Here is a 24,476-nt window from a genome sequence, read left to right as displayed (position 1 = left end):
AGGTGTGCGGCCGCGTGAGGTGGGGAGGCGCCGGGGAGAGCAGTCCACTTCTTCGACGGAGGCGAGACCATGCGCGCATTGACCTGGCAGGGCACGCGGGACGTGCGGGTGGAGACCGTTCCGGATCCCGGGATCAAGGACCCGACGGACATCGTCGTCAAAGTGACGTCCACCGGTATCTGCGGCTCCGACCTTCACCTCTACGGGGTCCTCGGGCCGTTCCTGGAACCGGGGGACATCCTCGGCCACGAGGCGATGGGCCTGGTCGAGGAGGTGGGCGCGGACGTGAAGACGCTGCGGCGCGGCGACCGGGTGGTCGTCCCGTTCAACGTCTCCTGCGGCGACTGCTTCATGTGCGACCAGGGCCTCCACTCGCAGTGCGAGACCACCCAGGTCCGGGAGTACGACAAGGGCGCCTCGCTGTTCGGCTACACCAAGCTCTACGGTCAGGTGCCCGGCGGGCAGGCGCAGTACGTGCGGGTGCCGTTCGGTGACAGGCTGCCGGTGAAGGTGCCCGAAGGGCCGCCGGACGAGCGTTTCGTGTACCTGTCCGACGTCCTGCCGACGGCCTGGCAGGCGGTGGAGTACGCGGCCGTCCCGCCGGGCGGCAGCGTCGCCGTCCTCGGTCTGGGGCCGATCGGGCAGATGGCCGCCCGGATCGCCCTGCACCGTGGGGCCCGGCTGGTCATCGGCGTGGACCTGGTGCCGGCCCGGCTGGAGCGGGCCAGGTCGTCCGGGGTGCACGCGCTGGACCTCAAGGAACACGGCAAGCAGCTGGTGGGGGCCGTCCGCGACCTCACCGACGGCAGGGGCCCGGACTCCGTGATCGACGCGGTGGGCATGGAGGCCCACGGCGCTCCGCTGGCGTCCGCCGCGCAGCGCTTCACGGGGCTGCTGCCGGACGCCGTGGCGCGGCCGCTGATGGAGCGGGCCGGGGTGGACCGGCTGACGGCCCTGCACACCGCGATCGACCTGGTGCGCCGGGGCGGCACCGTCTCCGTGTCGGGCGTCTACGGCGGCGCGGCCGACCCGATGCCGCTGCTGACCATGTTCGACAAGCAGATCCAGCTGAGGATGGGGCAGGCCAACGTGAGGGCCTGGGTGGACGACATCCTGCCGCTGCTGGAGGACTCCGACCCGCTGGGCGTCGAGGGCTTCGCCACGCACACCATGCCGCTCGACGAGGCGCCCCGGGCGTACGCCATGTTCCAGGCCAAGGAAGACGGCATGATCAAGACCCTGCTGCAGCCCTGAACGGGCCCGGAGGGTCTCCGGGGGTCTCCGGGGGTCTCAGGGGGTCTCCGGGGCGCCCCGGACGGGCCTACGAGGCGAGGGGCGCGGTGGCCATCCCCGCGCCGTCCCGCAGGCCCGCGAGGAACTCCTGCACCGCCTCCAGCGCGGTGTACCGGGGCTCCCAGCCCAGTTCCGCGCGGGCCCGGGAGCTGTCCAGCAGCGGAAGCCGCAGCACCGCGTCGAACAGGTCGGGGGACGCCGGTACGGCGCGCAGCCGCCAGGCGGCGGAGAGCGCGGCCCTGACCGGGGCGGCGGGCATCCGTACGACCCGCGCCTTGAAGAGCGCCGCCAGCCGCTCCGCGTCCAGCGGGGGTTCGGCGGCGAGGTTGAACGCCCCTCGGACGGGCCGGGTGACCGCGGCGGCATAGGCGGCCGCGGCGTCGTCGGTGTGCAGCGCCTGGAGACGCAGGCCGGGGAGGTCGGGGACGACCGGGATCAGGCCCGGCCGGACCAGCCGGCCGGGCAGCAGCCGGCCCGCGAAGATCCTGCGCTGTTCGGAGGCGGCTTCCCGCTTGAACAGGAACGCGGGGCGCATCCGGACGACGCGGATGCCGGGGTGGGCGCCCTCGTAGGCGTCCAGGACCCGCTCCAGGTACGACTTCTCCCGGGTGTACGCGGCCTGCGGCCAGCCGTGGGTGGGCCAGGTCTCGTCCACGGCGCGGTCCTTGGGGCCGGGCGAGTACGCGCCGACCGACGAGGCGTGGACCAGTGCGGGCACACCCGCGGCGGCGACGGCCTCGAACACGCGGATGCTGCCGAGGACGTTGGTGCGCCAGGTCTCGGCGGGGTCGTGCGTGGGCTGGAACTTCCAGGCCAGGTGGACCACGGCGGCCGCGCCCTCGAAGAGCGGGACGAGGTCGGCGCCGCCGGGTTCGACGTTCACGGCACGCCACTCGGTGGCCTCCGGCCGCCAGGCGGGGAGCCTGCGTGCCAGTCCGAGGACGGAGCCCACCGCGGGGTCGTCCACGAGGGCCCGCACCACGCTCGTGCCGACGTTGCCGGTGGCGCCGACCACGACGACGCGCAGGCCGGCCGCAGGTCCGGATCCGGCTGGGGGTGTCGAGGTCATGCCCGTCCCCTTCCCGCGCTGGGCTGCGCTTGCGGTACCCCGGCGAACGGACTGTCGTCCAGCCGGGCGAGCAGCTCGGCCGGGTCCGCGTACACCGCGCGGGCCCCGGCCTCCTCCAGGTCGCGGCGGGCGATGCCGCCGCACAGCAGGCCCACGCAGGCCACCTCGGCCCGTGTTGCCGCCTTCATGTCCCACACGCTGTCGCCGACGAACACGGAGGCGTGGGCGGGCGCGTCGGCGAGGTCGAGTGCGTGGTGCACCGGGTCGGGCGCCGGTTTGCCCTCGCTGACGTCGTCGGCGCTCGCGGTGGCGGTGATGGCGTCGTCCGCTCCGATCGCCCGCCGCAGCGCCTCCAGTTCGGTGCTTCCGGCCGAGGTGACCAGCACCACCCGCCACCCGCGCCCGTCGAGGGTGCGCAGCAGTTCGGCGGCGGAGGCGAAACCGGGAAGCCGGTCGAAGTAGGTCCCGTAGAGGGTGTCGTGGGCGGCCTTCAGCGCGTCGTCCTGGCCGGTGTCCCGGTCGTCGCCGAGCAGGTGGGCGATCAGGTCCTCACCGGGGAGGCCGATCGCACGGTGCACGGCGTGCATCGGCACGTCGTGACCGGCCTGCCGCAGCGCTTCCCACCACGAGGTCACATGAAGGTGATTGGTGTCGACCAGCGTGCCGTCGACATCGAACAGGGCGGCGCGGTTCATAGGTTTCCTCCCGTACGGCCGGTGTCCCGGGCGCGGTGTGGGCGGTCGGCGACCGGGACCCGGCCGGGGTTCACTTGCCCAGCTTCTCCTTGAGTTCGGCCTTGTTCATGGACGAGCGTCCGTGCAGGTTCTTGCGCTTGGCCTCCGCGTAGAGCTGGTCGTACGTGGGCCCCTGCGCGCCGGTGTGGGAGTGCCGGCCGCCGCGCTCTGAGGAGGACATGTCCTCCAGGGAGGTCTTGCTCGCCGTCTTCGACTCCCCCGCCCGTGCCCGTTCCTTGTTGACGGTGCGGGCGGCGATCTCCTTGGCGCGCTCGGCGCTCTCGCCGCGCTCCTGCGCGCTCTCCTTGATGTGCTCGTACTGCCGCTCGCGCTTGGGACTGGATCCGCGGGGCATGGTCACTCCTTCGTTGGCATCCGTTTTCCGTGTGCGTTCTCGTGGTTTCCGGCTTCACCGGTGCGGGGCCCGCGGGCCCCGGGACGGCACTCCGTCGGCGCGGACCGCCGTACGCGCGCGTGCGACGACGAAACCGCTGCGCGGCCGGGTCGGTATGCGGTGGAGCGGGATCGTCAGGTCCTGTTCCGGGACCTCGCATTCCAGCGCGACGAGTGCGCCCACGATGGCCGTCAGCAGCTCGACGGCGATGTCCTCGCCCGGGCAGCGGTGCCCGGTACGGGCGTCGCCGCCGCCCTGCGGTACGAGGTCGTTCGGCGGCGGTTCGCGGCCGACGAAACGGCAGGGGTCGAAGTCGCAGGGGCCGGGCCACACGTCCGGATCGTGGTTGCGCCCGTACAGGTCCAGCAGGAGGAGACTGCCCTGGGGGACCTCCGTGTCCCGCCATCGCAGGTCGCGGGCGGCGAGGCCGCCGACGAAGGGTGCGAACGGGTAGAAGCGGCGCACTTCGTGGGCGAAGGCCCGGGCGTACGTCCCGTCGTCCCCGCGCAGCCGCTCCCTGTGGACGGGGGCGCTGTGCAGGGCGTGCGCGGCGAAGACCGCGAACCAGGACAGGGCCACCGTGGGGCGGATGATGTTGAGCAGTTCCACCGCTGCGGTGTGCGCGTCCAGCAGGTGGCCGTCGGCGTCGCGGTGCCAGGCGACCACGGTCAGGGGAGAACGGGGCCGGCCGTCGGACGCGACCGGGGCTGCGGCCCCGCGCAGCTCCGTCACCGCGCGGCCCAGGGCCCGCTCCTGCCGCGCCCGGGCGCGGCGCGCCTTCCAGTGGCGGGGGCCGGCCGTGGCGAAGCCGTCGACCGTGGCCACGCAGTCCTCGGACAGGGAGCGCGAGGCTCCCTCGGAGAGGGGCAGGCCCACCCAGTCGCACACGGCTCCGGCGAGGACGGCGGCCACTTCGTCGAACAGGACCACCTCGCGCCCCTGCCAGCCCGCCACCGCGCGCGGCCAGCGCGCGGTGAAGCGTTCGGTGAGCGCGGCGATGCCGCCCTCGGTCATGAGGAGCGAGACGAACATGTCCTTGCGGACGCGGTGGCGGTCTCCGTCGAGGGTGTGCACCGCGCCCCGGCCGAACAGCGTGTCGAGGACGGGCCCGGGGAGGGCGCCCTCCCGCAGGACGCGCTCGTCGTCGTAGAAGAACTCCACCGATCCGGGCCCGTCGAGGACGACCGTGCGCCGGCCCATGAGCCGGGTGACGACCGGTCCCTCGCCGGCGCGCTCCTGCAGACCGGGCAGCCAGGCGTAGCCGCGGGCCAGCAGTGAGGCGGTGCTGTCGATCACGGAAGTGAACATACGCGGCGCCTACCCGCTGCGCCGCCCGGCACTCTCTCTGTTCGGGTGGGGCGCGGCGTGCGGAGGCGGCCGCCCGGGGTAGGTGGAGGGGGACGGTCCGCGAGGACCCTGCGCCGGCGACGAGGAGGCAGACGATGAGCGGTACGGAACGCACGGGCACTAGCGGTACGGAACGCACGGGCCCTACGGGAGCGGGCGGCGGCATGGAGGACAAGGCCCAGCGGCCCGGGATCGGCCGCGAAGAGCAGGTGGCCGAGGCCCCGGAGCAGGACGGGCGCACGCGCGGGCGGAGCAAGGAGGAGTCCACGCGCCGACGCCCCGGAGAGGAACGCGTCCGGGAGGAGGACGCCGCGCAGGACGGGGCGAAAAGCGGCTCGGACGAAACTTCCGGCGCACGCGGCCGAACGGGTTTCGGCGGCGGGTGACCGGCAAGGCGGACCGTATGAACCCCAAGCGATCCCAGGCACGCCCGGCACCCGGGGAGCCGACGCCCGCCCCGGCCGGTACGCCGGTGCGCCACATCATCGAGCCGGACGGCCCCGAGCTGCTGGAAGGGCCCGTGGAACGGCCCCGCAGGGACGGCTCCACGGCGCGCTCCGAGCGCCCGGTGGTGGCCGTGTGCACCTGCCGGCGGAGCCGGATCTACCCCTGGTGCGACACCAGCCACCGTGCCCGGACCAGCGGGGACGACGCCGCGGCCGGGTCCGAGCGGGAAGGGGAGCGGTCGTGAGCGCCTCCCCCGGGCCGGGCCGGGTCGTGGTCGTCACCGGGGCCAGCGGCGGCGTAGGGCGTGCGGTCGCCCGGGCCTTCGCCGCCCGCGGCGACCGGCTGGCGCTGGTCGCCCGCGGCGCGGCGGGTCTGGAAGGGGCCGTCCGGGACGTGGAGGCGTTGGGCGCGAAAGCCCTCGCGATCGAAGCGGACGTCGCCGACCCGGAGGCGGCCGAGGCCGCCGCCCAGCGCGCGGAGGACGAGTTCGGGCCCCTCGACATCTGGGTCAACGTCGCTTTCACCTCGGTGTTCGCGCCGTTCACGGAGATCAGCCCGGAGGAGTTCCGCCGGGTCACCGAGGTCTCCTACCTGGGGTACGTGTACGGCACCCACGCGGCCCTGCGCCGCATGCTCCCCCGCGACCGCGGCACCCTCGTCCACGCCGGATCCGCGCTCGCCTACCGGGGCATCCCGTTGCAGAGCGCGTACTGCGGCGCCAAGCACGCCCTCCAGGGCTGGCACGAGGCGCTGCGCTGCGAACTGCTCGCCTCGGGCACCGGGGTCCGCACGACGATGGTGCAGCTGCCCGCGCTGAACACCCCGCAGTTCGACTGGGTGCTGTCGCGGCTGCCGAGGCGCGCGCGGCCGGTGCCGCCGATCTACCAGCCGGAGGTCGCCGCCCGGGCCGTCGTGTACGCCGCGGACCACCCGCGGCGGCGGGAGTACTGGGTCGGGGGCAGTACCGCGATGACGCTGATGGCCAACGCCGTGGCACCGGGGCTCCTCGACCGGTACCTGGCGCGTACGGGCTTCGACTCCCAGCAGACCGACACCCCCGCGGGGGACGACGAGCCGGCCAACCTGTGGCAACCCGCGGACGAGCGGCGGGACTTCGGGGCGCACGGCCGCTTCGACGGGTCGGGGCGCACGCGGAGCTTCCAGTGGTGGGCCACGCGCCACAGGGGCGCCCTCGCCGCCGCGACGCTCGGCGGGGCCGGCGCAGCGGCCCTCGCCTGGAGCCGACGCGGGCGGGACTAGACGCGGGAGTGCCGGACGGGTGGCGGACGGGCAGCGCCGAGGGGCCGGGGCATTCGCCCCGGCCCCTCGGCGTATCTGCGGGTCAGGTGTGGAGCAGGCGGTTGAAGAAGGAGCGGTAGCGCTGGAGCGCGATCCGCAGGTCCTCCGTCACGGGTTCCTCACCCTTGCTCCACTGGCCCTCCAGCTCCTGCTTGTGGGAGGAGAAGGTACCGGCGAGCGTCTGCATCACCTCGGCGACGAGGGTGTCGGCGGACCTGACCGCGTCCTGCGGGTCGTCGACGAACCGGCCCTGTATCTCGCCCCAGCGCCTGCGGAACTCCTCCGCGTCGGGGCCCGCGAGCAACGGCTCGTCCGCCGTGTCACCCGCCGCGCCCGCGCCCTCCCGGGTGCCGGCGGCCGTCGTGTCCGCCTCGTCCGCCCGTGCGGGTTCGTCTTCCCTCAGGTCGTCCCCGGCCGTGCCCCGCACGCCGGTGTCCTCATCCGTGCGCCCGCCCGTGCCTGCGCCCAGGTCACGGTCGCCCGTCGCCTCACCGGGATAGACGGCGGTGCTCCGCTCGTCGGATCCCGGGTGGGCGAGGCTCTCCGTGGTCAGGCCGCCCTCGTCGTCGGGCCGGCCGAGCGTCTCGTCGCGGTCTTGCATGTCATCGGCCTCCTTGGTCACCGAGCAGCTCCTGGAACAGGGCGCGGTAGTGCACCATCGCCCCGCGGAGCTCCTCCGTCGTCGCCTGTCCTTCGCTGCTGCGCGCGTTGACCGCGTGCGCGGCGCGGTAGTGCTCCAGCGTGCTTCCGTGCTCGACCGAAAGGTCGCGCACCTGCTCTCCGAACCCGTCGGTCGGGTAGCCGCGCTCCCTCATGAGCCGCGTCACCAGTTCGTCCGCCTGGGCGACCGCCCCCTCCGGGCGGTCCACGAAGCGTTGCTGGACGCCCTGCCACTCCTCGGCGTACTGGCTCCGGCGCGCGGGGGGCAGTTCCTTGATGTCCAGCGCCTCGTGGCGCTGCTCGCGGGCGCGCAGTTCACGCTCGGCGGCCAGTCGGCCACCCTCGTCCTGGACGGTGCGGTCGTACTCGGGGCCGAACCGCTCCCGGAGGTGCCGTCGGCGCGAGACCAGCCAGAGCCCGGCCGCGATGGCGATCAGGACCACCACTACGGGAACGATGATCGCGATGAGCGTGCTTGTCGACATGGGGGCCTCCACTCGGGGCCGTGCTCTCATCGGTGTCGTCGTTGGCGCGTGCCCGCCCCCGGGTCCCGCAAACCCGGCCCGCTACCTCCCGTTACAGTCTGCGGCGTGACCGTAGCCCGCTCCATCGCCCTGTTCGTCGTGGCCGCCCTCCTTGAGATCGGCGGAGCCTGGCTGGTCTGGCAGGGCCTGCGGGAGCACCGGGGCCGACTCTGGGTCGGAGCCGGGTTCCTGGCCCTGGGTCTGTACGGAGTCGTCGCCACTTTCCAGAGCGACGCGAACTTCGGCCGGATCCTCGCCGCGTACGGGGGCGTCTTCGTGGCGGGGTCCCTCGCCTGGGGCATGGTCGCCGACTGCTACCGGCCCGACCGCTACGACATCACCGGCGCCCTGGTCTGCCTCGCCGGTATGGCTGTGATCATGTACGCGCCTCGCGGTCAATGAAGGGGTGCCGCGCCTCGCGGCCGATGAGGGGCACTGCCACCGCGACTTGGGCGGGACGCAGCAGGCGGGTGCCGACGCGGTAGCCGGGGCGCAGGATCCGGGCGCAGGTCGGGGTGGTGCGCAGCGGGTCGGGGGCCGAGGTGACCGCTTCGTGGACGAGGGGGTCGAAGGGGTCGCCGGGTTCGCCGACGGGCTCCAGCCCGAGGGCGGCCAGGCGGGATTCGAGCAGGCGCGCGACGGCCTCGAAGCCTTCGCCCGTCTCACCGAGTGCGCGGGCGGCGTCCACGGCGTCGAGGACCGGCAGCAGCCCGCTGAGCACGTTGGAGACGGCCGCCTCGCCGACGGCGAGACGGTCGCGCCGGACGCGTTTGCGGTAGTTGTCGTACTCGGCCTTCACGCGTTGCAGGTCGGCCGTGCGTTCGGCGAGCAGCGCCGCCCGTTCCGACGCGTCGGGGGGGTCGGCGCGGTCCGGGCGGCCGCCGGGGGCGCCGGGCGTCAGGGCGGGCGGGCCCGTCCGTCGCCGGTCGCCGAGGACGACGACCGCCGGTGCGTCGGGGCGTTCCCGGCGCGGGGGCTCGGCAGGACGGTTCATGCCGTGTCTCCCTTCGGCTTCTCGTCGTCCACGATCTCGGCGTCGACCACGTCGTCGTCGGCCGCGGCGGCATCGGGGCCGGCCTGGCCGGCGTCACCCGCGCCGCCCGCGGCCTGAGCCGCCTGGGCGTCGGCGTAGATCGCCTGGCCCAGCTTCTGGCTGACCGCGGCGACCTTCTCCGTGGCCGCACGGATCTCAGCGGTGTTGTCGCCCTCGGCGGAGTCGCCCTTGAGCTTCTCCTTGAGCTCCGCGACGGCCGCCTCGACCTCGGTCCTGACGTCGGCGGGGACCTTGTCCTCGTTGTCCTTGAGGAACTTCTCCGTCTGGTAGACGAGCTGCTCGGCCCGGTTGCGGGTCTCCGCGGCCTCCTTGCGGCGGCGGTCCTCCTCGGCGTGCTGTTCGGCCTCGTGCACCATGCGCTGGATGTCGTCCTTCGGCAGCGAGGAGCCGCCGGTGACGGTCATCTTCTGTTCCTTGCCCGTGCCGAGGTCCTTCGCGGTGACGTGCATGATGCCGTTGGCGTCGATGTCGAAGGTGACCTCGATCTGCGGGACGCCACGCGGGGCCGGCGGCAGACCGGTCAGCTCGAACATGCCGAGCTTCTTGTTGTACGCCGCGATCTCGCGCTCGCCCTGGTAGACCTGGATCTGCACGGACGGCTGGTTGTCCTCGGCCGTCGTGAACGTCTCGGAGCGCTTGGTCGGGATGGTCGTGTTGCGCTCGATGAGCTTGGTCATGATGCCGCCCTTGGTCTCGATGCCGAGGGACAGCGGGGTCACGTCGAGGAGCAGGACGTCCTTGACCTCGCCCTTGAGCACACCGGCCTGGAGGCTGGCGCCGATGGCGACGACCTCGTCCGGGTTGACGCCCTTGTGGGGGTCCTTGCCAGTGAGTTCCCTGACCAGGTCCGTGACCGCCGGCATCCGGGTGGAGCCGCCGACGAGGATGACCTCGTTGACGTCCCCGACCTGGATCTTCGCGTCTTTGACGGCCTGGTGGAAGGGGGTCTTGCAGCGCTCCAGCAGGTCGGCGGTCAGCTGCTGGAACCCGGTGCGGGTGAGCTTCTCCTCCAGGTGCAGCGGCCCGTCGGCGGAGGCAGTGATGTAGGGCAGGTTGATGTTCGTCTCGGTGGCGGACGACAGTTCGATCTTCGCCTTCTCGGCCGCCTCGCGCAGCCGCTGGAGCGCCATCTTGTCCTTGGTCAGGTCGATGCCGTAGCCGTTCTGGAACTGCTTGGCGAGGTGGTCGACGATCCTCTGGTCCCAGTCGTCACCGCCCAGGTGGGTGTCGCCGTTGGTGGCCTTCACCTCGACGATCCCTTCGCCGATCTCCAGGAGGGACACGTCGAAGGTGCCGCCGCCGAGGTCGAAGACGAGGATCGTCTGGTCGTTCGCCTTGTCCAGTCCGTAGGCGAGGGCGGCGGCGGTCGGCTCGTTGACGATGCGCAGGACCCGCAGGCCCGCGATCTCGCCGGCCTCCTTGGTGGCGGTGCGCTGGGAGTCGTTGAAGTAGGCGGGCACGGTGACCACGGCGTCGGTGACGTCCTCCCCGAGGTAGGCCTCGGCGTCCCGCTTGAGCTTCTGCAGGACCCGCGCGGAGATCTCCTGCGCCGTGTACCGCTTGCCGTCGATGTCCCCGTGTTCGGGGAAGTGCCAGCGGGGGTCGCCCATGTGCCGTTTGACCGAGCGCGCCGTGCGGTCGACGTTGGTGACCGCCTGGCGCTTGGCGACCTCGCCGACGAGGACCTCCCCGCCCTTGGCGAAGGCCACGACCGAGGGGGTGGTCCTGGCCCCTTCTGCGTTGGGGATGACGGTGGGTTCGCCGCCTTCGAGGACGCTGACGACGGAGTTCGTCGTTCCGAGGTCGATGCCGACCGACCGTGCCATGGTCCGCTCCCTTCGCGTCGGCGGGCGGCCCACGGATCGCGCCGGTGCGGGAACTCCCCCCCGTCCCGCCGGACGGTTGCGGACAGCCGCCCGTGCGTACGTGGCCGGCCCTCACTTCCTGGATACGTCGGCGCCGCGCGCCCTGTCAACGCGCCCGGGGGCCCTGCCGCCGGGCGGTTTCGCCGCGGTGGCGCCGGGCAGGCGCCGCGGGAGGGGGTCCGTCGTCAGCGGAGGTGGCCATGCCCGTGTTCGTCGGGACGTCCGGCTGGCAGTACCGGGACTGGGCGGGGACCTTCTATCCGCCGGAGGTGCCCCAGCGCCTGTGGCTGGAGGAGTACGGGCGGCATTTCGGCACGGTGGAGAACAACAACGCCTTCTACCGGCTGCCCGCCCCGGAGACCTTCGCGGCCTGGCGCGAGCGGACCGCGGACGGTTTCGTGATGGCCGTCAAGGCCAGCCGGTTCCTGACCCACATCAAACGCCTGCGCGACCCCGAGGAGCCGGTGCGCCGGCTGATGACGCACAGCGCCGGCCTCGGCCCCCGCCTGGGACCCGTGCTCCTCCAACTACCGCCGACGCTGCGCGCGGACGCCCGGACCCTGGACGCCTGCCTGGCCTGCTTCCCGGCCGGTGTGCGGGTGGCGGTGGAGCCCCGGCACGAGTCGTGGTGGACGCAGGAGATCCGGTCGGTCCTCGTCGAGCGGGGCGCCGCGCTGTGCTGGGCGGACCGGCATTCGCGGCCGGTGACCCCGCTGTGGCGGACCGCCGACTGGGGCTACGTACGGTTCCACGAGGGCCGTGCGCAGCCGTGGCCCCGGTACGGGCCCGGCGCGTTGCGGTCGTGGGCCGGGCGGATCGCGGACGCCTGGCCGGCGCGGGCCGACGTCTTCGCGTACTTCAACAACGACCCGGGCGGGGCGGCCGTCAGGGACGCCGAGGCGTTCCGGCGGATGGTGGACGCGGCGGCCGTCCCCGCCTGAGCCTGCGAGCCCGGCCGCGGGCACCGGTGGTGCTCCCGTCACCGGTTGTTCACCCGTCCGCTCCCGCCGGACGGGCGGACGCGCGGCCGCCACGGTGGTGTCGGACCGCGAGGCGTCCGCGGCCTGGGAGTCTGACGCCATGGTGCTGACGACGTCCTCTCCCACCGCCGGCCAGGAGCAGCGTCAGCGGTCGGGGCGCAGGTCCGGCCCCCGGGGCGGGGTGGTGGCACCGGCGGCTTCGGCGGCGGTCTCGATGGGGGCCTACTGCCTGGCGATGGCCGTGCACGGGACGTACCCCTTCGGGGCCCGCTCCCGGGCGGTCAACGACCTGGGCAACCAGTTCGTGCCGTTCCACGCCCACCTGTGGGACCTGATGCGCGGCCAGACCGAGGGGGACCTCTTCTTCAACTGGGGCAGCGGCTACGGCGTCCCGTTCCTCGCGGACTTCTTCACGTACCTGATGAACCCGTTCTCCTGGCTCGTCGCGCTGTTCCCCCGTGACCGGGTGGAGCTGCCGGTCTTCCTCGTCACCCTGCTGAGCATCGGGCTGGCGACCGCGCTGATGACCGTGTGGCTGGGCCGGCTGCGGCCGGGGCCACCGTGGCCCCGTGCGGCGCTGGCGGTGGGCTACGGCGTCAGTGCCTGGACGGTGTCGAACGGTTTCGCCGATCCCATGTGGATGTGGGGGCTGGTGGCCTTCCCGCTGACCGGCTTCGCGTACGACTGGTGCCTGGACGGGCGGCGCTGGGCGCTCGGCGCGCTGCTCGTCGCCGTGTCGTGGGCCGGCAACTTCTACACCGCCGCGATGGCCACCCTCGGGATGCTGCTGGTGCTCGTGGTCAGGCTGCTGCTCGACGGGCGGCCGTGGAGTGGCCGACGGCGCGTGCTGCTGCGGGCCGCGTCGATGACGGCGGTCGGCGTGGCGCTGGTCGCCCCGGTGCTGACGGTCACCTTCCCGGCGTCGCGGGCGTCGCAGCCGGGTCCCGTGGCCGGGTACCCGGGGCCGCCCCTGCTGCGCGACTACCTCGCGCACCTGCTGCCGGGCGGCTTCCATTCGAGCGGCCCGCAGGTGTCGGTGGGCGTGCTGCCGCTGCTGCTGGTCCTCGCGTACCCCTTCATGCGGAGGGTGCCGGGCAGGCAGCGTGCCGCCTGGTGCGTGCTGCTCGTGCTGGTGGCGCTGTCCTACGTGTGGACGCCGACGATCCTGCTGTGGCACGGCCTGGCCCTGCCGAACGGGGGACCGTACCGGGCCTCGTTCACCCTCGCCGGGATGCTGGTGGCCGTGGCCTGGCTGGCCCTGGCCGCGCGGCCGCGGCCCCGGGAGCTGCTGGCGGGGGCCGGGGCGCTGGGCGTGGTGCTGGTCGTCGCCGGCCCCAGCCCGTACTTCACCGCCGGCACCTGGGCGCTGACCCTGGCGGGGGCCGCGGTGTTCGTGGCCCTGCTGGCGCTGCCGCGGCGCCGTGGCCGGGTCGTGCACGTCGCCGTGACGGGGGCGCTGATCGGCACGGTGTTCCTCTCCACGGTGTTCACGGTGCTGTCGGTGACCGCGCAGCGGGACCGGGAGGAGTGGTGGCGGCCGAAGCGGACGCTGGACGCGCAATCCCTGGCGGCGCGGCGGGCGGTGCGGGCGCAGGACCGCTGGCCGGCCCTGCGCAGTGAGCCCGGTCCGCACGAGTTCGCCGACAACGACCCGCTCCTGCTGGGCGGTCAGGGCGGTTCGTACTACAGCAGCTACCTGCCCGCCCTGACCGCGCGGACGCTGCGCGGGCTGGGTGCGGGCTGGTACATGGGGGGCCGTCACACGGTCGGCTTCGAGGACCCGGTCGGCCGGGCGGTCATGGGCGTGGGCAGCTACCTCGACCACGGCGGCCCGGACGGGTTCGTGCGGCGGAGCGCGGACGCGGTCCCGCTCGTGAGCTTGCGGCAGGGCGCGCCGGCCCCCGCGTCGGACACGGTGTTCGCCCGTCAGGAACAGGTGCTGGGGGCGCGGGTGTACGCGGTACCCGCCGTCCGGCCGGTGGGCGGCGCGGCGCCCGGCGAGCGGCCCGACGAAGGCTGGCGGCTGCCGCGGGGCGCGCGCAGGGCGTTCGCCTTCACCTGCACCCCGGGGAGCTCGGCGTTCGCGTACGTGCCCTGGTTCTCCGGCACCCTGGACGCCCTCGGCTCGGTGCGGCGGCTTTCGGGCTGGTTCCCGATGACGAACAACGGGCTGGTGCCGCTGGGCAGGGTCCCGGCGGGCGGCGAGGCGGTGCTGACGCTGACCGGCGACCGCGCCCAGGACGTCCCGCGCTCGCCCGTGGGCTGCCTGGACCGGGGCGCACTCGGCGCGGCGGTGGCCCGCTCGAAGGCGTCGGGCCCGCGTCGCATCACCGCCGCGGGTCATTCCGTCGAAGCCGTTCTTCCGGCTCGCTCCACCGGTACCGCGCTGCTGGCGGTGCCCGCCGTGCGGGGCTGGCGGTGCTCCCTGGACGGGGCGACCGCGAAGGCTCCCGGCAGGCTCGCCGGGCTGATCGCCGTGCCCCTGGGGCCGGGGGCGTCCCGGGTGTCCTGCGCGTACCGCACTCCGGGCCTGAGGGCCGGTCTCCTGGTGAGCGGGGTGGCCGCTGCCGTCCTGCTCGCCGCGCTGGTGGTCTCCTGGTCGCCGCCGGGCGGCGGGCGCCGCGCACTGCGGGCGTGCGCGGCGCGGCGGCTCGGGCGGCTGCGCCGGCTCAGGACACGTTCACGGTGACGCTGGGCGAGGTCGCGCCGGCCACCATCACCCGCAGTTGCTCCGTGCCCTTGGTGCGGAACGTGGTGTCGAGCGAGTAGCTGGAGCCCTGCTTGACGGTCGTACTGGCGTGCAGGGTCGTCCACTTGGCGCCGTACTTGTGCTGGAGGACCACCTTGCTGCCGATCGGCACGCCCTTCGTGCGTCCGGTGAAGGTCACCTTGTCTCCGGTCTTCACATCGGTCGGGTTCGCCTTGACGCTCACTTCGCCCGCCGGTTGCGTCGCGGCCGGGTGGGGCGGGAACGCGGCGGCGGACGCGGTTCCCACGGCTCCCGCGGTCAGCAGGGCGAGGGACAGGGCTCCGGCTGCGAGCATCCGGGCGGGGCGGTTTCGCGTGGTGGCGCTCACGTTGGTCTCCCGTCTTCGCGGATCCCATGCGCCACGAACGGCATGCTTCCCCTCCGATTCGTGGCGATCCGATCGTAGGGCCGGTTGCCGCGGCGGGCGAGCCGAGGCTACGTAAGACCAGGTCAGGCGGGGTGCTTCACCGTTTCGGGGGTGCCCGCCTCCATCGCCCGCAGCCGCCGCAGACCCGAACGCCGCTGGACGACGGAGAGCGCCGTGACCGCAGCGCCGAGCGCGATCCAGCCCGCCGGTCCGGCCGGCATGACCGCGCCCGTCAGCAGGAGCGGCCCCGCCGACTTCTGCACGGACTGGGACATCCCCGCCACCCCCAGGTAGGACGCCCTCGCCCGCTCCGGGGCGAGGGAGACCGCCAGCTCCCAGGAGCTCACCGAACGCATCAGCTCCGCCGCGGTGGCGAGCACCGCCGCGAGGAGCAGGCCGGCCGAGGCGGCCCAGGCTCCGGCTCCGGTGGACAGGGCGAGGAGCACGGTGCAGGCGAGCAGTGTGAGCCCGTACACCGCCACCGCTTCCGCTGCCTGACGCGGCTGCCCGACCCTCGCCGACACGCGGAGCTGGAGCGCGACCACGAGCACGGTGTTGATCACGAGGAAGGCGGGGACGAGCGCGTGCGGCGCGTCGGTGCGGGTGACCAGCCACAGGGGCAGCCCGACGGACAGGATCGAGTCGTCCAGGTTCATCGGGATGTCGAGCAGGACGAACCGGAGGTAGCCGCGGTCGCGCCACGGGCTGGAGGGGGCCGGCGGCGGGTCCGCGGGGGCGCCGGCGCGGGCCGCGACGCGCCCGTGCTCGCGGGGCTCGCCGGTGCGCCGGACCAGGATCGCGGCCGCGAGGAAGGAGAGCGCGTTGGCCAGGATCAGGGCCTGGTAGGCCTGGCGGGTGCCGACGGCGAGCCCGATGGCGGCGACGCCGGCGCCGAGCGCGTAGCCCGCGTTGGCGGAGCTGCGGGCGAGGGCCTGGTAGGTGGCGCGGCGCTCGCCCGCCACGCGGGTCGCGAAGAGCATCTCCAGCGTTTTGGCGGCCCGGTCACCCAGGTGGGTGAGTGCCACGACGGCCAGCAGCACCTCGTAGCGCGTGACGACGAGCAGTGCGCAGAGCGTGCCCAGGCGCAGGAGGTGGGCGGCGATCAGCAGCCGGCGCACGGGGAAACGTCCCGCGAGGTGTCCGGCGAGGGGGGAGCCCGCGATGCCGGCGACTCCCGCGGCGCCCAGCAGGACTCCCAGCTGCCGGGCGTCCAGTCCGACCACGAAGGTGAAGTAGAGGACGCAGCCCGCGGCCCACACGCCCGTTCCGGACCGGTCCAGGAACTGCGCGAGGAGCATGATGCGCGCGTCCCGGCCGCCGGGAGGCCGGCGCAGCTGCCCCATCAGGCCCTGCGGCCGGTCCTTCCCCGTCTTCGTACCGCCCCGCATCCCCAGTCTCCGTCCCCCGGCCCATGTATCTCGATGTCGAGATACATGAGGGAGCCTGCCCCATAAGAATCTTGACGTCAAGATATTTCCGGGTGTGCGGGGACGCGCGCCGCCGCCACCGGCACGCCGAGGGCCGCCGACAGTGCTACAACTGGGTGCGTGACCGATCCTTGCCACCCGTGCCGGGGACGTCGGTGCGGTCACTGAGCAGAAATCGCCCGCGAAGCGTCGCCCGCCAGGTATTCGTCCTCCAGGTGGCGATCGTGGTGCTGCTCGCGGCCGGTGCGGTCCTGGCGCTGGTGCTCCAGTCGCGCCACGACATCGACCGTGAGGCCCGCAACCGCTCCGTCGCGGTCGCCGAGACCGTCGCGCACTCCCCCGGGCTGCAGGAGGCGTTGCGCTCCCCCAACCCCACCAAGATCCTCCAGCCCATCACCGAAGCCACCCGCGCGGTCGCCGGGGTGGACTTCATCGTGGTGATGGACACCCACGGGATCCGCTACACCCACCCGCTGCCCGACCGCATCGGCAAACGCTTCGTCGGCACCATCGACCCTTCGCTGGCCGGTCACGTCTACACCGAAAGCGTGAACGGTCCCCTGGGCAAGGAGATCCAGGCCGTGGTGCCGGTCTTCTCCCCGGACCACAAGGTGATCGCCCTCGTGTCGGCCGGCCTCACCGTCAAGAACGTCACCGGCGTAGTGGACCGGCAACTGCCCGTCATCCTCGGCGCCAGCGGAGTGGGCCTCGCCCTGGCCACCGTCGGCTCGGCACTGATCAGCCGGCGCCTGCGGCGCCAGACACACGGCCTCGGTCCGCTCGAAATGACCCGGATGTACGAACACCACGACGCGGTGCTGCACGCCGTGCGGGAGGGCGTGCTGATCACCGACGGCACGGGACGACTGCTGCTCGCCAACGACGAGGCCACTCGGCTGCTGCGGCTCCCGCCGGACGCCGAGGGCCGGCTCGTCAGCGAACTGCCCGGGCTCGACCGGCAGCTGGTCGAGCTCCTGCGGTCCGGCCGGGAGGCCACCGACGAGATGCACGAGGCCGGGGACCGCCTCCTGGTGATCAACCAGCGGCCCACCCGGCTGCGCGGCAGGTCCGAGGGCACCTCGGTGACGATCAGGGACTCCACCGAGATCCGCGTCCTCAGCACCCGGGCCGACGCGGCCCGCAGACGGCTCAAGCTGCTGTACGACGCCGGTGTCGGCGTCGGCACCACCCTCGACGTGGAGCGCACGGCCCAGGAACTGGCCGACGTCGCCGTACCGCGCTTCGCGGACTTCGTCACCATCGACCTGGCGGAGCCCGTTCTGCACGGCGACGAGCCCACCTCGGGGGCGGACCTGCGCCGCACCGCCGTCAGCGGCATCCGGGACGACTCGCCGCTCTACCCGCGCGGCATCCTGATCGACTTCCTGCCCTCCACCCCGCAGGCCCGCGGCCTCGACAGCGGCCGCGCCGAGGTGGTCACCGACCTCTCCGACGCGCCCGGCTGGTACGCCCAGGACCCGCCCCGGGCGCAGGCCATCATCGACTACGGCATCCACTCCCTGATCACCGCTCCCCTCAAGGCCAGGGGCGTGGTGCTCGGCGTGGTCAACTTCTGGCGTTCGAGCAAGCCCGAGCCCTTCGACGAGGAGGACCTGTCGCTGGCGGAGGAACTCGTCGCCCGGGCGGGGATCACCATCGACAACGCGCGCCGCTACACCCGCGAGCACGCCCTCGCCGTCACCCTCCAGCACAGCCTGCTCCCCCGCGACCTGCCGGAGCAGAGCGCGGTCGAGGTGGCGCACTACTACCTGCCCGCCCAGTCCGGGGTCGGCGGCGACTGGTTCGACGTGATCCCGCTCCCCGGCAGCCGCGTCGCGCTCGTCGTGGGCGACGTCGTCGGACACGGCCTGCACGCCGCTGCCACCATGGGCCGGCTGCGCACCGCCGTGCTCAACTTCTCCTCCCTCGACCTGCCGCCCGACGAGCTCCTCGCCCGGCTCGACGACCTGGTGCAGTACATCGACCAGAGCACGGACGGCGGGGGCCGCGGCCCCGACGGTGACGGCCTGCTCGGCGCCACCTGCTTGTACGCGGTGTACGACGCGGTCACCCAGCGCTGCACGATCGCCCGGGCGGGGCACGTGCCGCCGTTCGTCGTACGCCCCGACGGGCGGGTCGAGATGCCGGAGCTGCCGCCGGGCGCGCCACTGGGACTGGGCGGGTTCCCGTTCGAGTCGGCGGAGCTGGACCTCGGCGAAGGCACCCAGCTGGTGCTGTACACCGACGGGCTGATCGAGGACCGGGCCCGGGACATCGACGCCGGACTCGCCCTGGTGCGTGAGGCGCTCGGCCACGCCGACCGGGAACCGGAGGAGACCTGCCGCGCCCTGCTCAAGGCGATGCTGCCGGTGCGTCCCCGCGACGACGTGGCCCTGCTGGTGGCGCGGACGTCGGCGCTGGGCGCGGACCGCATCGCCGAGTGGGAGGTGCCGTTCGAGCCGAGCGCGGTCGGGGAGATGAGGGCGCTGGCCGCCGCGAAGCTGGAGGAATGGGGCCTGTCGGAACTCGCCTTCGGGACGGAACTGGTCCTGAGCGAGCTCGTCACGAACGCCATCCGGCACGGCGCCGCCCCCGTGCGGCTCCGGCTGCTGCACGACCGGGTGCTGACCTGCGAGGTCTTCGACAGCAGCAGTACCTCACCGCACCTGCGGTACGCCGCCACGACGGACGAGGGCGGCCGCGGGCTGTTCCTGGTCGCGCAGATCAGCCGGAGGTGGGGCGTGCGGTACACCCCCGAGGGCGGGAAGGTCATCTGGTCCGAGCAGCAGCTGCCGGACGGGGAGACCTGGTGAGCGTCACTTCGGGCGCGGGTACACGCGGGACTGCTTGACGCTGCCGTAGGCGAAGCTCGACTCGATGGAGGCGATGCCGGGGATGGCGTGGATCCTGTCGCGCACGAGGGCTTCGTAGGCCTGGAGGCTCTCGATGACCACCCGCAGCAGGTAGTCGCTGCTCCCCGCCATCAGGTAGCAGTCCTGGATGTGCTCGATGCCCGCGACGCGCTCCTCGAAAAGGCGCACCGCCTCCCCCGTGTGCCGCTCCAGCCTTATCCGGACGAAGACGGTGATCGGCAGTCCGAAGCCGACCTGGTCGACCATCGCGGTGTAACCGCGGATCAGACCGGCCTCTTCCAGCCGCCGCACCCGGCGCAGGCAGGGCGAAGGCGAGAGCCGTACGCGGTCGGCGAGGTCCTGGTTGGACAGCCGTCCGTCGGCCTGCAATTCGCGAACGATCTGGATATCGACCGCGTCCATCGTCACTCCTTGGCAGATTCTGCCCCCAAGGTAGGCGGAGAGGGCAGAACTGGCAATCGGCTGCCCCGGCGAAAGCCCTAGCGTTGCCTTGTGGCCGGATCCGGCCTTCTGAGGCTGGAGGAAGCTCCTTGGCAACGACGGAAAGCCGTCCCGCGGCGGCGCCGCCCACACCGGACGCGGGCGCGGTCCCCGCGCACGCGGACGCACCCGCCCGGCGGGTCCCGCCCCAGACGCGCGGCATGCTCGCGCTGGCGGCGACCGTGGCGATCTGGGCCGCCTTCGCGCTCAGCGCGCGGGCGCTGAGCGCCTCCTCACTGCTGCCGGCCGATGCGGCGCTGCTGCGCTTCGGCGTACCGGTCGTGGTCCTGGCGCCCGCGCTCTGGTGCCGCCGCCGGAGCATCGCCGCCGTACCGCCGGCCACCGCGGCGAAGATCATCTGTGGCGCCGGCGTGCCCTTCTTCCTCGCGGCGATGTACGGCGGCTCCCTGACGTCCGCGGCCTTCGTGGGCTCCCTGATACCCGGGATGGTCCCGCTGTTCGTCTCCGCGCTCATGGTGGCCGGCGGGCGCGGTGCGCCGCGCGGCACGCAGGCGGCGGGGCTCGCGCTGATCGCGGCGGGGGTCCTGGCCCTCGTGTGGCGCTACGTGGTTCCGGTGGACGCGGACGTGCTGGCGGGGGCCGGCGTACTACTGCTGGCGAGCGGGCTGTGGGCGCTGTACACGGTGGGGCTCAAGGAGGTCCGCCTCGATCCGGTCGGCTCGATCGGTCTGCTGTGCGTGCCGTCTTTCGCCGTGATGGCGCTGCTGGTGCTGACCGGGGTGCTGCCCAGCGGACTGGCGTCGGCGAAAGGCGCCGACATCGCCTTGTTCGCGGTGGTGCAGGGGCTCGGGGTCGGGCTGTGCGCGGGACTGCTGTACGCGTTCGCCATCCGCAGGCTGGGGGCCGAGCGCAGCTCCGTGCTCGGCAGCCTGAGCCCGGTCGCCGTCGTGCTGCTCGCCGTACCCCTGCTGCACGAGTCGCCGACGCCGAGCGTGCTCGTCGGCGTACCCGTGATCACCGCGGGCGTGGTCCTCGCCAACCGGCGCCGGGCGGCCGGTGCCGGGGCCCCCGCGGGCGCCGCGGCCACCGGCGCCCCCGCTGACGCCTCTGTCCCCGCCACGGCCGATACCGCCGCCCCCGCGGCCACCGCCGCCTCCGTTGACCGAAAGGTGCCGTAGATGCTCGAGCTGCTCCTCCCTCCGCCCGTCGATCCCCTGTGGGACCTGACCGAGGCGTACGGGGCCGACACGCGGCCCGAGCGGCTGAACCTCGTCCTCGGCGTGTACCGCGACGAGAGCGGCGGCACGCCGGTCATGGCGGCCGTCCGCGAGGCCGAGATACGCCTGGCGGAACGTTCCGCCTCGAAGGAGTACCGGGGGCTCTCCGGCAACCTCGCCTTCAACCGCGCGATGCTCTCGATGGTCCTCGGCCCGGACGGCCCGGTCGAGCGGGCCGTGGCGGTCCAGACGGTGGCCGGCAGCGGCGCCCTGCGCCTGCTGGCCGACCTGATCTGCCGGACCCGTCCCGGCACGACGGTGTGGATCAGCGACCCCGCCTACGTCAACCACCGGCCCATCCTGGAGGCGGCGGGCCTGACGGTGCGCACGTACCGCTGGCTGGACCAGGAGGGCATGCTGGCGGACCTGGCCGGGGCGCGCCGGGACGACGTGGTGCTGCTCCAGGGGTGCTGCCACAACCCGACGGGGGTCGACCCGACGCCCGACGCCTGGGAGGCGCTGGCCGCGCTGGCCGTGCGCGACGGCTGGGTGCCGTTCGTGGACCTGGCCTACCACGGGCTCGGCGACGGCCTCGACGCGGACCTGGCGGCGACGCGGATGCTGGCGGGGCGGGTGCCGGAGGTGCTCCTCGCCATCAGCTGCTCGAAGAACTTCGGCCTCTACAGCGACCGCACCGGCTGCGCCGTCGTCATCGGGGCGTCCCGGGCCTCGCTGCGGCATGCGGAGACGGCCCTGCAGAACGCCGCCCGCACCCAGTACTCGATGCCGCCGGAGCACGGCGCGGCGGTCGTGACGGCCATCTGGGAGGACGCCCGGCTCCAGGCTTCCTGGCGGTCCGAGCTGGACGCCATGCGCAGCCGGATCTCGGCCAACCGGACGGCCCTGGTGGAGCAGCTGGCCGCGCTCGGACGGGGCGCGGAGGCGGCGGCGCTGGCGCGGCAGAAGGGGATGTTCTCGATGCTGCCGCTGTCCCCCGAACAGATGCTCCGACTGCGCGGGCGGTTCGCCATCTACGGGACGACCGCGGGCCGGGTGAACATCGCGGGGATCGGGCTCGACCGGGTCCCCTGCCTCGCGCGGGGCATCGCGGGGGTCCTGGAGGAGCGGACCACGGCGCTGGTCGGCTAGGCCGGAGGCCGGTCGGGTAGCGCCGGTCCGGCAGGGCCGCGGGGCGGTCGGGGAGCGCCGGGGGCAGGGCCTCCCTCCTTCGGCCGTCATCCCACCGGGTGCGCAGCGGATGCCTCCGGGCACGCGGCGGGCCAGGCTGCGGTGACGGGCAAGCCATCACCGCACAGACGAGGACCGAGCCATGTTGCACCTCCGGCGCATCGGCGTCATCACCGGGGCGGCGCTGCTGCTCACGGCCACGGCCACTGCCTGCTCGACCGGCAAGACCACCGTGGGGAGCCTCAGCTTCCGTGCCCAGGACGGCCCGGTCGAGGTGACCTACCTGAACAGCTCCGTCCAGGGCTGCCACAGGATCGGCCTCCCGCGCGGCGCGGCGCACGTCGACAACAACACCCTGGTCGACGTCATCCTGTACCGGACACCGGGCTGCCAGAAGACCGATCAGGCGGACGGGGTCTACATCCCGACCTCCAGCTCGAACGTGACCGCCCCCGGCAGCCTGCCCTGGCGCAGCTTCTCCGTCGTCCACTGACGCGTTCCGGCGGCGGTACGCGGAAGGGCCCGCCCCGGCCGGGCGGGCCCTTCCTCGCGGCTGTCTACGGTCAGGCCGCGGGAGCCGGGTAGGTCGGGTACTCGACCCCGGAGACGTGCTGGACGACGCGGATGACCTGGCACGAGTAGCCGAACTCGTTGTCGTACCAGAGGTAGAGGATCGCGTTGTCGCCGTCGACCTTCGTCGCGCCCGCGTCGACGATCGAGGAGTGGCGCGAGCCGACGAAGTCCATGGAGACGGCGTCGGGCGCGGTGGTGAAGTCGATCTGGCGCTTCAGCGGCGAGTGCAGCGAGACGTCGCGGAGGTAGTCGAGGACCTCTTCGCGGGTCGTCTCACGGCCCAGGCGCAGGCTGAGGATGGCGATCGAGACGTCCGGGACGGGGACGCGGATCGAGCTGCCGGTGATCGGCGCCTTGAGGTCCGGCAGCGCCTTGGCGACGGCCGAGGCGGCACCGGTCTCGGTGATCACCATGTTCAGCGGCGCGGAACGGCCGCGGCGGTCGGCCTTGTGGTAGTTGTCCAGCAGGTTCTGGTCGTTCGTGAACGAGTGGACGGTCTCCACGTGGCCGCGCAGCACGCCGTACTCGTCGTCCATCGCCTTGAGCGGCGGGACGATCGCGTTGGTGGTGCAGGAGGCGCAGGACAGGATCTGCTCGTCCGGCTTGATCGTGTCGTGGTTGACGCCGTGCACGATGTTCGGGACGTCGCCCTTGCCCGGGGCGGTCAGGACGACCTTGTCGATACCGGGGCGCAGGTGCTTGGAGAGACCCTCGCGGTCGCGCCACTTGCCGGTGTTGTCGATGAGGATGGCGTCCTTGATGCCGTACGCCGTGTAGTCGACCTCGGACGGGTCGTTGGCGTAGATCACCTTGATGGTGTTGCCGTTGGCGACGATCGTGCTGCTCGCCTCGTCCACGGTGATGGTGCCCTGGAACTGGCCGTGGATGGAGTCGCGGCGCAGCAGCGAGGCGCGCTTGACGAGGTCCTGCTCACCGCCGCCGCGCACGACGATGGCGCGCAGCCGCAGGCCGTTGCCGGAGCCGGCCTTCTCGATGAGCAGGCGGGCGACGAGGCGGCCGATGCGGCCGAAGCCGTAGAGGACGACGTCGCGACCCGCGCCGCGCTCGATCTTGTTGGCGCCGGTGGCGCCGGCGACGGCTTCGGCGGTGAACGCGTCGACCGACAGGCCACGGTCATCGGCCTTGTACGTGGCGGCGAGCATGCCGATGTCGATCTGGGAAGGACCGAGATCCAGCGCGGAAAGGGCCTGGAGGAAGGGCAGGGTCTCGGTGACCGAGAGCTCCTCGCCGTCGATCTGCCGGGCGAAGCGGTGGGTCTTGAGGATGCTGACCACCGACTTGTTCACCAAGGAGCGGCTGTGCAGGAGGACGGTGACGTCCTGCTCGCGGTGCAGCTTCCCGATGATCGGGATCATCGACTCCGCGATTTCCTCGCGGTTCTTCCAGTGGGTGAACGAGTCGTCGTTGACAGTCACAGGTTTATCTTTCGAGCTAGGCGGCGCTCAGATGCTAACCCACCACCCGTTCGGACCTTCGAACGGGCCCCCCTCAACGAGCAGGGCCTGCGTAGTAGCGGCGGCAGGCCCGGAGCATGCCCTCGGCGGAGAGGGTGAAGACGTCCACGAATTCCCGCTGCTGGGGGGCGACGCGGCCCATCGCCACCACGCAGTCCCCGTCGGCGACGATCCGCGTGATGTGGTGGCGGGCGCCGAGCGCGGGGCGCTCCAGTTCGGCGACGCCGAGCAGGCCCGCGTGCAGGAGGGACCCGTAGCCGTCGAGGTCGCCCGAGTCGAGGTAGTGGTAGGCCAGGCGTACGTGGTCGACTCCGGAGTCGGTGACCACGGGGCTCGGAGGCACCCGCCCGGCGTGCCGACTGTTCATCTGGGAAGTCCTTTCGACCTGCCGCACCCCGTCCGGGTGGCGGCAGGTACACCGTGCGCCGGGTCCGCAACCCGGGGCTATCGCCGCCCTATCACCGCGGCCGCCGGCCCGGCCGCGCGCATCGCGGGCTGCG

General features: G+C 73.2%; 24 protein-coding genes. 11 read left to right on the top strand and 13 right to left on the bottom strand.

All coding sequences use genetic code 11. The annotated features are described in order from the left end of the window. Positions 1 to 69 precede the first annotated feature (69 nt). Complete coding sequence (locus OHA81_RS27705) at positions 70 to 1,254, top strand: zinc-dependent alcohol dehydrogenase (protein WP_329200307.1); 1,185 nt, start codon at positions 70 to 72, stop codon at positions 1,252 to 1,254. Between the two features lie 67 nt (positions 1,255 to 1,321). Here the strand turns inward: OHA81_RS27705 and OHA81_RS27700 are convergent, their stop codons facing one another. From OHA81_RS27700 to OHA81_RS27685, 4 genes are all read right to left on the bottom strand, one after another. After that, on the bottom strand, positions 1,322 to 2,362 hold the full coding sequence (locus OHA81_RS27700) for an NAD-dependent epimerase/dehydratase family protein (RefSeq protein WP_329200306.1): 1,041 nt from the start codon (positions 2,360 to 2,362) through the stop codon (positions 1,322 to 1,324). Next, positions 2,359 to 3,057 carry an HAD family hydrolase gene (locus tag OHA81_RS27695; RefSeq protein ID WP_329200304.1) on the bottom strand — a complete coding sequence of 233 codons (699 nt, stop codon included), beginning with the start codon at positions 3,055 to 3,057 and terminating at the stop codon, positions 2,359 to 2,361. The genes OHA81_RS27700 and OHA81_RS27695 overlap by 4 nt, the downstream gene beginning before the upstream one ends. A 70-nt stretch (positions 3,058 to 3,127) precedes the next feature. Further along, a complete protein-coding gene (locus OHA81_RS27690; protein WP_329200303.1) occupies positions 3,128 to 3,451 on the bottom strand; it encodes a plasmid stabilization protein in 324 nt (107 codons plus the stop codon). A gap of 54 nt (positions 3,452 to 3,505) precedes the next feature. Continuing rightward, positions 3,506 to 4,786, bottom strand: coding sequence for a cytochrome P450 (locus OHA81_RS27685; protein ID WP_329200302.1), 1,281 nt, complete (start codon positions 4,784 to 4,786; stop codon positions 3,506 to 3,508). 146 nt (positions 4,787 to 4,932) lie between these two features. Here OHA81_RS27685 and OHA81_RS27680 point away from each other — a divergent pair, with 146 nt between their 5' ends. Genes OHA81_RS27680 through OHA81_RS27670 form a run of 3 tightly spaced genes read left to right on the top strand, consistent with a single transcriptional unit; the run spans position 4,933 to position 6,544 of the window. Continuing rightward, positions 4,933 to 5,223, top strand: coding sequence for a hypothetical protein (locus tag OHA81_RS27680; RefSeq protein WP_329200300.1), 291 nt, complete (start codon positions 4,933 to 4,935; stop codon positions 5,221 to 5,223). A gap of 17 nt (positions 5,224 to 5,240) precedes the next feature. Further along, on the top strand, positions 5,241 to 5,528 hold the full coding sequence (locus OHA81_RS27675) for a CDGSH iron-sulfur domain-containing protein (protein WP_329200298.1): 288 nt from the start codon (positions 5,241 to 5,243) through the stop codon (positions 5,526 to 5,528). After that, complete coding sequence (locus tag OHA81_RS27670; RefSeq protein WP_329200296.1) at positions 5,525 to 6,544, top strand: SDR family oxidoreductase; 1,020 nt, start codon at positions 5,525 to 5,527, stop codon at positions 6,542 to 6,544. The genes OHA81_RS27675 and OHA81_RS27670 overlap by 4 nt, the downstream gene beginning before the upstream one ends. A gap of 82 nt (positions 6,545 to 6,626) precedes the next feature. Here OHA81_RS27670 and OHA81_RS27665 read toward each other — a convergent pair whose 3' ends face one another. Next, positions 6,627 to 7,184 (bottom strand): hypothetical protein, encoded by a 558-nt coding sequence (locus OHA81_RS27665; protein ID WP_329200294.1) that lies wholly within the window; start codon positions 7,182 to 7,184, stop codon positions 6,627 to 6,629. A 1-nt stretch (position 7,185) separates the two neighbouring features. Then, positions 7,186 to 7,728 (bottom strand): hypothetical protein, encoded by a 543-nt coding sequence (locus tag OHA81_RS27660; protein ID WP_329200292.1) that lies wholly within the window; start codon positions 7,726 to 7,728, stop codon positions 7,186 to 7,188. 105 nt (positions 7,729 to 7,833) lie between these two features. On the opposite strand from OHA81_RS27660, the gene OHA81_RS27655 reads away from it, so the two are divergent. Then, positions 7,834 to 8,169: a YnfA family protein gene (locus OHA81_RS27655; RefSeq protein WP_329200290.1), complete on the top strand. Its 336-nt coding sequence runs from the start codon at positions 7,834 to 7,836 to the stop codon at positions 8,167 to 8,169. On the opposite strand, the gene grpE is transcribed toward OHA81_RS27655, so the two are convergent. Together grpE and dnaK are read right to left on the bottom strand one after the other, a co-directional pair. Continuing rightward, on the bottom strand, positions 8,144 to 8,761 hold the full coding sequence (gene grpE, locus OHA81_RS27650; protein ID WP_329200287.1) for a nucleotide exchange factor GrpE: 618 nt from the start codon (positions 8,759 to 8,761) through the stop codon (positions 8,144 to 8,146). The two genes, OHA81_RS27655 and grpE, sit on opposite strands and share 26 nt — an antisense overlap. Further along, complete coding sequence (gene dnaK / locus OHA81_RS27645) at positions 8,758 to 10,647, bottom strand: molecular chaperone DnaK (RefSeq protein ID WP_329200286.1); 1,890 nt, start codon at positions 10,645 to 10,647, stop codon at positions 8,758 to 8,760. The genes grpE and dnaK overlap by 4 nt, the downstream gene beginning before the upstream one ends. Positions 10,648 to 10,886: 239 nt before the next feature. Between dnaK and OHA81_RS27640 the strand changes: the two genes are divergently transcribed. Both OHA81_RS27640 and OHA81_RS27635 read left to right on the top strand, forming a co-directional pair. Next, complete coding sequence (locus tag OHA81_RS27640; protein WP_329200285.1) at positions 10,887 to 11,627, top strand: DUF72 domain-containing protein; 741 nt, start codon at positions 10,887 to 10,889, stop codon at positions 11,625 to 11,627. Between the two features lie 139 nt (positions 11,628 to 11,766). Continuing rightward, the gene (locus OHA81_RS27635; RefSeq protein WP_329200283.1) at positions 11,767 to 14,355 is read left to right on the top strand and encodes a YfhO family protein; all 2,589 of its coding nucleotides are present in this window, start codon (positions 11,767 to 11,769) and stop codon (positions 14,353 to 14,355) included. Here OHA81_RS27635 and OHA81_RS27630 read toward each other — a convergent pair. Continuing rightward, positions 14,336 to 14,743, bottom strand: a complete 408-nt coding sequence (locus tag OHA81_RS27630) for a hypothetical protein (protein ID WP_329200282.1) — start codon at positions 14,741 to 14,743, stop codon at positions 14,336 to 14,338. The two genes, OHA81_RS27635 and OHA81_RS27630, sit on opposite strands and share 20 nt — an antisense overlap. 122 nt (positions 14,744 to 14,865) lie before the next feature. Beyond that, a complete protein-coding gene (locus OHA81_RS27625; protein ID WP_329200280.1) occupies positions 14,866 to 16,170 on the bottom strand; it encodes an MFS transporter in 1,305 nt (434 codons plus the stop codon). Positions 16,171 to 16,364: 194 nt separating this feature from the next. On the opposite strand from OHA81_RS27625, the gene OHA81_RS27620 reads away from it, so the two are divergent. After that, entirely contained in the window at positions 16,365 to 19,022 is a 2,658-nt protein-coding gene (locus tag OHA81_RS27620) for a SpoIIE family protein phosphatase (protein ID WP_329375227.1), read from the top strand. 3 nt (positions 19,023 to 19,025) lie between these two features. Here OHA81_RS27620 and OHA81_RS27615 read toward each other — a convergent pair whose 3' ends face one another. Further along, positions 19,026 to 19,484, bottom strand: a complete 459-nt coding sequence (locus OHA81_RS27615) for an Lrp/AsnC family transcriptional regulator (RefSeq protein ID WP_329200275.1) — start codon at positions 19,482 to 19,484, stop codon at positions 19,026 to 19,028. A gap of 128 nt (positions 19,485 to 19,612) precedes the next feature. Between OHA81_RS27615 and OHA81_RS27610 the strand changes: the two genes are divergently transcribed. The 3 genes from OHA81_RS27610 to OHA81_RS27600 all read left to right on the top strand — a co-directional run bounded on the left by OHA81_RS27610 (position 19,613) and on the right by OHA81_RS27600 (position 22,421). Further along, entirely contained in the window at positions 19,613 to 20,701 is a 1,089-nt protein-coding gene (locus tag OHA81_RS27610; RefSeq protein ID WP_329200274.1) for a DMT family transporter, read from the top strand. Beyond that, entirely contained in the window at positions 20,702 to 21,889 is a 1,188-nt protein-coding gene (locus OHA81_RS27605) for an aromatic amino acid transaminase (RefSeq protein WP_329200272.1), read from the top strand. A 181-nt stretch (positions 21,890 to 22,070) separates the two neighbouring features. Then, entirely contained in the window at positions 22,071 to 22,421 is a 351-nt protein-coding gene (locus OHA81_RS27600) for a hypothetical protein (protein ID WP_329200270.1), read from the top strand. A gap of 70 nt (positions 22,422 to 22,491) precedes the next feature. On the opposite strand, the gene OHA81_RS27595 is transcribed toward OHA81_RS27600, so the two are convergent. Beyond that, positions 22,492 to 23,937, bottom strand: coding sequence for a glyceraldehyde-3-phosphate dehydrogenase (locus OHA81_RS27595; RefSeq protein WP_329200268.1), 1,446 nt, complete (start codon positions 23,935 to 23,937; stop codon positions 22,492 to 22,494). A 73-nt stretch (positions 23,938 to 24,010) separates the two neighbouring features. Further along, complete coding sequence (locus OHA81_RS27590; protein WP_329200266.1) at positions 24,011 to 24,343, bottom strand: nuclear transport factor 2 family protein; 333 nt, start codon at positions 24,341 to 24,343, stop codon at positions 24,011 to 24,013. Between the last annotated feature and the right edge of the window lie 133 nt (positions 24,344 to 24,476).

Origin of the sequence: Streptomyces sp. NBC_00667 (assembly GCF_036226825.1) — a bacterium.
GTDB lineage: Bacteria > Actinomycetota > Actinomycetes > Streptomycetales > Streptomycetaceae > Streptomyces.
The sequence above is the reverse complement of the archived record's forward strand: the minus strand, read 5'-3'. Positions and strand labels throughout refer to the sequence as shown.